General features: G+C 65.9%; 7 protein-coding genes. 5 read left to right on the top strand and 2 right to left on the bottom strand.

The genetic code is table 11. The features are described from left to right. On the bottom strand, positions 1 to 1,116 hold a 1,116-nt coding region (locus DBR22_RS05400), incomplete at its 3' end, for a glutamate--cysteine ligase (protein ID WP_108598135.1). Positions 1,117 to 1,484: 368 nt separating this feature from the next. On the opposite strand from DBR22_RS05400, the gene DBR22_RS05395 reads away from it, so the two are divergent. Together DBR22_RS05395 and DBR22_RS05390 are read left to right on the top strand one after the other, a co-directional pair. Beyond that, positions 1,485 to 2,930, top strand: a complete 1,446-nt coding sequence (locus tag DBR22_RS05395) for a glycoside hydrolase family 3 N-terminal domain-containing protein (RefSeq protein WP_108598134.1) — start codon at positions 1,485 to 1,487, stop codon at positions 2,928 to 2,930. A 64-nt stretch (positions 2,931 to 2,994) separates the two neighbouring features. After that, positions 2,995 to 3,813 carry a shikimate 5-dehydrogenase gene (locus DBR22_RS05390; RefSeq protein ID WP_258229049.1) on the top strand — a complete coding sequence of 273 codons (819 nt, stop codon included), beginning with the start codon at positions 2,995 to 2,997 and terminating at the stop codon, positions 3,811 to 3,813. Between the two features lie 18 nt (positions 3,814 to 3,831). Here DBR22_RS05390 and DBR22_RS05385 read toward each other — a convergent pair whose 3' ends face one another. Further along, positions 3,832 to 5,058 carry a class I SAM-dependent methyltransferase gene (locus tag DBR22_RS05385; RefSeq protein ID WP_108598132.1) on the bottom strand — a complete coding sequence of 409 codons (1,227 nt, stop codon included), beginning with the start codon at positions 5,056 to 5,058 and terminating at the stop codon, positions 3,832 to 3,834. A 55-nt stretch (positions 5,059 to 5,113) separates the two neighbouring features. On the opposite strand from DBR22_RS05385, the gene DBR22_RS05380 reads away from it, so the two are divergent. The 3 genes from DBR22_RS05380 to groL form a co-directional block, all read left to right on the top strand. Continuing rightward, the gene (locus DBR22_RS05380) at positions 5,114 to 5,500 is read left to right on the top strand and encodes a hypothetical protein (protein WP_108598131.1); all 387 of its coding nucleotides are present in this window, start codon (positions 5,114 to 5,116) and stop codon (positions 5,498 to 5,500) included. 208 nt (positions 5,501 to 5,708) lie between these two features. Continuing rightward, the gene (gene groES / locus DBR22_RS05375; RefSeq protein WP_108598130.1) at positions 5,709 to 6,005 is read left to right on the top strand and encodes a co-chaperone GroES; all 297 of its coding nucleotides are present in this window, start codon (positions 5,709 to 5,711) and stop codon (positions 6,003 to 6,005) included. A 78-nt stretch (positions 6,006 to 6,083) separates the two neighbouring features. Further along, positions 6,084 to 7,640 (top strand): chaperonin GroEL (groL, locus tag DBR22_RS05370; RefSeq protein ID WP_108598129.1); only part of this gene is annotated, 1,557 nt, incomplete at its 3' end.

Genomic DNA, 7,640 nt, shown 5'->3' with positions numbered 1-7,640 from the left:
GTCCAGCACCACGGCGCGCAAATCGCCGCCGTGCTCGGCAGCCACCCGGCGCTGGCGCTGGTACCCGGCGCCGCGGCGGATGATCTTCTCGACGTCGGTCAGTTCGTCGGGGCAGCCGAGCTTCGCTGCCACCGGCTCGAGCCGGTTGAGGGTTTCCATCAGGTGCTCCGTGACCAGCTTCTCGTTGCCGGCAGCGTCCAGGATGATGATGGCGTCCATGCCGTAACGGGCGGCTCGCCACTTGTTTTCCTGGATGTGCCACGGGGGCATGGTGGGGATGGTTCCGCCGTTGTCCAGGGTGGTGGAGAACTCGTCCACGAGGCACTGGGTGAGGGCGGCAATCGCGCCGACTTCCTCCAGGGTGGCGAGGCCGTCGCAGATGCGCATCTCGATGGTGCCGAACTGCGGGACGGGCCGGATGTCCCAGCGGATTTCGGACAAAGAGTCGATCACCCCGGTCGTGAACATGTCCTGGGCGTAGGACTCGTATTCTTCCCATGACCGGAACTGGAACGGCAGGCCAGCTGTGGGCAGCTGCTGGAACATCAGGGCACGCTGTGATGCGTAGCCGGTGTCCTCGCCGCCCCAGAACGGGCTCGACGCCGAGAGCGCCTGGAAGTGCGGGAAATAGTTGACCAGCCCGTCGAGTACCGGAAGGGCCTTTTCGCGCCGGTCCAGCCCCACATGGACGTGCACGCCGTAGATGACCATCTGCCGGCCCCACCACTGGGTGCGGTCGATCAGTTTGGCGTACCTGGCCTTGTCCGTGACCGGCTGGAGCTGCGGCGGGCTGAACGGGTGGCTGCCTGCGCAGAAGATCTCCACGCCCATCGGATCGGTGATCTCGCGGACGGCTGCGAGCGACCGGCTGAGGTCTTCCTTGGCTTCGCCGGCGGTCTCGCAGATGCCGGTGACCAGCTCCACCGTGTTCAGCAGCAGTTCCTGCTTGATGTGCGGGTGTTCGTCGTCTTCGTTCAGTTCGGGGTGCTTGGCCGCAACACCGCGGAGTACCTCGTTGGCCACCGAGGCCAGTTCGCCGGTCTCACCGTCAACGAGTGCCAGCTCCCATTCCACACCAAGAGTTGATTGCTTCGATGAAGCGAAATCAATCTTCATGCGTTCCCCTAACTGTTCCCGTTGTGCCCGGCGCACGCCGCGTTCAAGTCTAGTGCAGGGGTAGCATGGTTCCGATGGCCTTGTTCCCGCGGACGTGTGACTCTTTTCATCAAACCACCCTTATTCTGGCTGCTGCCGCCACCGTAGCCGCGATGGCTGGCTGCTCGGCTGTCCCCGCCGCCGCTCCCGTGTCATCGGGCTCCGTTTCCGCCTCTCCAGCAGCTTCCGCCACAGCTTCGCCCACGGGATCACCGAGCCCGACGACGGCACCCCCGCCCGCTTCCCCCGCACCGGACCCGGGGCTGCGGTCCCTTGGCTGGGGTCCTGAACAGCGGGACCAGGACACCGCCGCCGCGGCTGTGGCTGCGATGTCGGTGGAGCAGAAGGCAGGCCAGGTGCTCATGCCGTTCTACACCGGCACGAACGTGGAAGCACACGCGGCCACCATTGAACGGCTGCATCTCTCGGGCTCCATCATCATGGGCGACAATGTCCCCCTTGATGCCAACGGCAAGGTGGACCCGGTTGCCATGACGGCGATCAACACGCGGCTGGCCCAGGCCGCCCGCGCTGACGGCAGGCCATGGCCCGGACTGATCGGCGTGGACCAGGAGGGCGCGGTCTTTTCCCTCCTCTTTTCCCCCCTTACCGTCTGCACAACCCCCATGAGTTACGGCTCCGCCAGCAATTTGGCCCTCGCCAAGGAGGCTGCAAACGGCCTCGCCGCCGAACTGGCGCCGTTGGGCTTCAACGTGGACTTCGCCCCGGACACGGATGTGACCGTGGGCCCGGCGGATCCCACCATCGGAGCCCGCTCCATGTCCGGGAACCCCGACGCCGCCGGGGTGCTGGGCGTTGCGTTCTTCGAAGGCATGCTGGCGGGCGGGGTCCTGCCGGCGGTCAAGCATTTTCCCGGGCACGGTTCAGTCGCTGTGGACTCGCACCATGACCTTCCGGTGCAGCCCGCCGGCCTGGACGAGCTCAAAGCCCGCGACTGGAAGCCGTTCCAGGCTGCCATCACAGCCGGCGCGCCCATGGTCATGACAGGGCACATCGCCGTGCCCGCCCTCGAACCCGGCGTCCCGGCGTCGTTATCCGGGCCCACCTACGCCGCACTGCGGGGGCTGGGCTTCAACGGCGTCGCCATCACCGATGCCCTCAACATGGGTGCGGTGAAGAAGCACTACCCGGGTGGCTCCGCCGCCCCGGCAGCGCTGTCCGCCGGCGCGGACCTGCTGCTGATGCCGGCTGACGCGGGCCTGGCCCACGCCGCCATCGTGCAGGCCGTTGCCGCCGGCGCGCTGCCCGCTGAGAGGCTCACCGAAGCCGCACAGCGTGTCGCGACCATGCTGACCTGGCGCGGGCGCGTTGCCGCACAACCTGCCCCACCAGCGGGAGCGGCGCCGGGAAGCGGCAACGCGCTGTCCGCCAGTGTCTCCGCCGCAGCGGTCACCGTGGTGTCCGGGGCGTGCAGCGGGCCCCTGGCCCCGGGCAGTGTCCAGCTCGCCGGTGGTTCGCCGCAGGACAGGGCGCGCTTCGCGGCGGCCGCTGCGAAGGCCGGGCTGGCCACCGGGAGCGGCCCGCTGGTGACCCTCATCGGCTACAACGGGCCTCCTGCTGACGGCGACATCGCCGTGGCACTGGATGCGCCCTGGCCCTTGCGTGCCTCCACTGCCCCCACGAAAATCGCGCTGTACGGCCGGACCCAGGGCGCCTTCGATGCGCTGGCGAACGTCCTGGCAGGGAAGGCTGCTGCACCGGGGAAGCTGCCCGCCGCCGTCGGAACCTTCCCCGCGGGAACCGGCTGCCCCTAGAATCCGCCGCGGCTGATTGCCGGGGCAACCCCATGAGCAGGGCAAGCGGCGCTTTAATGGACGGGTGCCCATACTCAATAAAGACATGACCCTGTGTATCTCGCTCTCGGCCCGGCCCAGCAACAACGGGACCCGTTTCCATAACCACCTCTACGACCAGCTGGGCCTGAACTGGATCTACAAGGCCTTCGCGCCCACGGATCTTGCCCAGGCGATCGCCGGCGTCCGCGGCCTCGGGATCCGCGGCTGCGCGGTGTCCATGCCCTACAAGGAAGATGTGATCGCGCTCGTGGATGAGCTGGACCCCTCCGCGAAAGCCATCGACTCCGTCAACACGATCGTGAACACCAACGGACACCTCAAGGCATACAACACCGATTACACGGCCATTGAGCAGCTGCTGGCGGTCAACGCCGTTCCCACTGACTACTCGGTACTGGTCCAGGGTGCCGGCGGCATGGCGAAAGCGACCGTCGCTGCGCTGCGGGACGCAGGATTCACGGACGTCACAGTGATTGCGCGGAACGAGGCCACCGGGCGGGCGCTCGCAGAGCAGTACGGGTTCCGGTGGCAGGCAGAGCTCGACGGCGGGACGGCCGCCCTGATCATCAACGTCACGCCGATTGGCATGGAGGGCGGTCCGGAAGCCGACTCGCTGGCGTTCCCCGAAACTGTGATCGCCGCGGCCAAAGTGGTGTTCGACGTCGTGGCACTCCCGGCTGAAACACCCCTGATCACGGCGGCACGCATCGCCGGAAAACCGGTCATCACGGGCGCGGAAGTGGCCACCATCCAGGCATTGGAGCAGTTTGTGCTCTACACGGGTGTCCGTCCCACCGACGAACAGGTCCGTGCCGCCGAAGAGTTCATGCGCGCGCAGTAAGGCGCAGACAGCAACGGCTTAGACGGGTTCCACCGCGATGGCCACCCGGTCCTCCCCGATGCGGGTCAGGACCAGGGTGGCTGTTGTGGTTCCGGCCTTTTTGCCGGTTCTAACTCCGGCCAGAAGCTGCTTGCGCAGTTCCTCAGGCGTGACGGACGTGCCGCGCTTCTTGATATCCAGCACGCCGATGCCGTTGTCCTTGACCCAGGCTTTGAGCGCCTTGACGTTGTACGGCATCACTTCCAGGACCTTGTAGGCCCGGGCGAACGGTGTGTCCACCAGTTCCGGCGCGCAGATGTACGCGATGTGCTCATCCAGCAGGTGCCCGTTGAGCTCACGTGCGACGTCGGCCACCAGGCCTGCGCGGATCACTGCACCATCCGGCTCGTAGAGATACCCCTCGGGCGGACCCACCGGCGCTACCGGTCCGCCGTCGAAATCCTCCGCGCTGGTGAGCTCGGCGGCGCCCTGCGGCCCCAGCAGCAGCGCAGCCCGGCGGATTCCCGGCCGGCGCACCGCGTTGAACCAGAGCGTCACCTCGGTGACGTCGCCGGCCACCGATACCCACTGCGCTTCGCAGTCCGCCGGCACCGATTCGTGCGGCATTCCGGGGCCCATCTTGACCCCGACAGCGCGTCCCGTGGCCGCCAGCGATTCCACAAAGGAAAGCGGCGGCGAAAACGCCTCAGGGTCCCAGATCCTTTTGGTGCCCGACGTCGACGTGGTCCGGCGTGCGGGATCCAGCCAGACGCCGTCGACCCCTTCCAGGGAAACAGCGGTGGCATCCGAATGCACCACCGTGGCGTTGGGGAATGGAATGAGATTCACCGTGGCGCAGGCAGCAGTGGTCTCGTCCATCTCCACGGCAGTGACGGTGATGTCCATCGAGGCGAGGGCAAGGGAGTCCGCGGCGAGTCCGCAGCCGAGGTCAGCCACGTGGCGGATGCCGGCTTGGGCGAAGCGTTCCGCGTGGCGGGCCGCAACGTTGAGGCGGGTGGCCTGTTCCAGGCCTGCCTGCGTGAAAAGCATGCTTCGGGCGAACTCGCCGAATTTGAGTTCGGCCTTGGTGCGCAGCCTCGACTGGGTGAGGACTGCAGACACCAGTTCGGGGGAGTGGCCCGCTTTGCGGAGCGCCGAATTGAGCTCAAAGGCCTTGTCTTCGCGGTAGGGTCCCAGGGACGCCAGCAGCTCCCAGCCTTCGCTGGTGAGGAGTGGGGCGATCTGGTCCTGCGGTGCTTGAGCCATGGGTTCAAGCGTAGTGGAGATGGCCCGGCAGCCCGTTCCCGCTAGGGTGGAAGGCATGACAGACAGTGCAGGCAGCCAGCCGTCCGAACCGCCCCGATCCACGAATGCGGACCTGGTGAAGTTCGCCCGCCCGGCGCTGATTGCCGGTTCTGCCGTGGCTGTGGTCTGCATCGCGCTGCTGGTCATCATCTTCTTCCTGGACACCTTCAACGCCACGGTCTACTCGGTGGGCGGCAAGGATATCCAGGACGCAACGGACGAAGCACGTGACATTCGCGGCCTCTACGCAGGGGCCCGCATCGGCGGGATCATCCTGCTGGTCATCTCGCTGCTGGCCGCCATAGGCGCCGCCGTGGTGCTCTACCTCAGGCGCGGCACCACCACTGACGGAACCGACGACGGCGACGAGGACGTCGACTTCGAGGACCTCGCGGGACGTTGAGGCTGTTCACTGGGGACATAATTCTGGCACTCGCCTTGACCGAGTGCTAACTACTTACATAGAGTCGTCATTAGCACTCTCCCTAGGAGGGTGCTAACACATGAAGAGCTTTCAGCCAGGCTGCTGCCGGCACCGCGACGACGGTCAGCCAGCCACGGCGGAACAGTTTTCCAGTCCATAAATTTGCTGACGTAAAGGAGAGGTCCGAGTGTCGGTCTCTATTAAGCCTCTTGAGGATCGTATTGTTGTCCGCCCGCTCGAAGCCGAGCAGACCACGGCTTCCGGCCTGGTTATCCCGGACTCCGCACAGGAGAAGCCGCAGGAAGGCGAAGTTGTTGCAGTAGGCCCCGGCCGCTTCGATGACAACGGCAACCGCGTTCCCCTCGATGTTGCCATCGGCGACGTCGTTATCTACTCGAAGTACGGCGGAACCGAAGTCAAGCACAGCGGCACCGAGTACCTCGTGCTCTCCGCCCGCGACGTCCTGGCGATCGTCGTAAAGTAACTCTTTGGATCCCCGCGCCGCTGAACCTGCACCCTGCCGGTCAGCTGCGCGGGGTTTCTGTCTTGAAAGGACAAAACCATGGCAAAGCAGCTTGCGTTTAACGACGCTGCCCGCCGGTCACTTGAAGCCGGCATCGACAAGCTCGCCAACACTGTCAAGGTGACGCTCGGCCCCCGCGGCCGCAACGTTGTTCTCGACAAAAAGTGGGGAGCACCCACCATCACCAACGACGGCGTCACCATCGCCCGTGAAGTTGAGCTTGATGACCCGTTCGAGAACCTTGGCGCACAGCTGGCCAAGGAAGTAGCCACCAAGACCAACGACGTTGCCGGCGACGGCACCACCACCGCCACCGTCCTCGCACAGGCACTGGTCAAGGAAGGCCTGCGCAACGTTGCTGCCGGCGCTGCTCCGGGCCAGATCAAGCGCGGCATCGAGGTTTCCGTTGAAGCCGTTGCCGCCCGCCTGCTCGAGAACGCACGCCCGGTTGAAGGCACCCAGGTGGCCAACGTTGCTGCCATCTCGGCCCAGAGCGACGAAATCGGCGAGCTCCTCGCCGAGGCATTCGGCAAGGTCGGCAAGGATGGTGTGATCACCATCGAGGAGTCCTCCACCACGCAGACCGAGCTGGTCCTCACCGAAGGCATGCAGTTCGACAAGGGCTACCTGTCCCCGTACTTCGTCACCGACGCAGAGCGCCAGGAAGCCGTCCTCGAGGACGCCCTCATCCTGATCAACCAGGGCAAGATCTCCTCCGTGCAGGAATTCCTGCCGCTGCTGGAAAAGGCGCTGCAGAGCTCCAAGCCGCTGTTCATCATTGCTGAAGACGTCGACGGCGAGGCCCTTTCCACGCTGATCGTGAACCGTATCCGCGGCACCCTGAACGTGGTTGCCGTCAAGGCTCCGGGCTTCGGCGACCGCCGCAAGGCCATGCTGCAGGACATCGCCACCCTCACCGGTGCGCAGGTTGTCTCCGCGGAACTGGGCCTCAGCCTGGACACCGTTGGCCTTGAGGTGCTGGGTACTGCCCGCCGCATCACGGTCACCAAGGACAACACCACCATTGTTGACGGCGCCGGTTCCGCAGAAGACGTCGCAGCCCGGGTTTCCCAGCTGCGCGCCGAGCTGACCCGCACCGACTCCGACTGGGACAAGGAAAAGCTCCAGGAACGTCTGGCCAAGCTGGCTGGCGGCATCGGCGTGATCAAGGTCGGCGCAGCCACCGAGGTTGAGCTGAAGGAAAAGAAGCACCGCATCGAAGATGCAGTGTCCTCCACCCGCGCCGCCCTCGAAGAAGGCATCGTGGCCGGCGGCGGTTCCGCGCTGATCCACGCACTGAAGGCCCTCGACGAGGACCCGGCAGTGAAGGCCCTCGAAGGCGACGCCGCCGCAGCTGTGGGCATCGTCCGCCGCGCGCTGGTCCAGCCGCTGCGCTGGATCGCCCAGAACGCCGGCTTCGACGGTTACGTCGTCACGGCCAAGGTTGCCGAACTCGAAACCAACAACGGCTTCAACGCCAAGTCGGGCGAGTACGAGGACCTGATCGCCGCCGGTGTCATCGACCCGGTGAAGGTCACGCGTGCGGCCCTCCGCAACGCAGCCTCCATCGCCGCGCTGGTTCTCACCACCGAGACC

It is taken from the genome of Arthrobacter sp. HMWF013 (assembly GCF_003061105.1).
GTDB lineage: Bacteria > Actinomycetota > Actinomycetes > Actinomycetales > Micrococcaceae > Arthrobacter.
The sequence above is the reverse complement of the archived record's forward strand: the minus strand, read 5'-3'. Positions and strand labels throughout refer to the sequence as shown.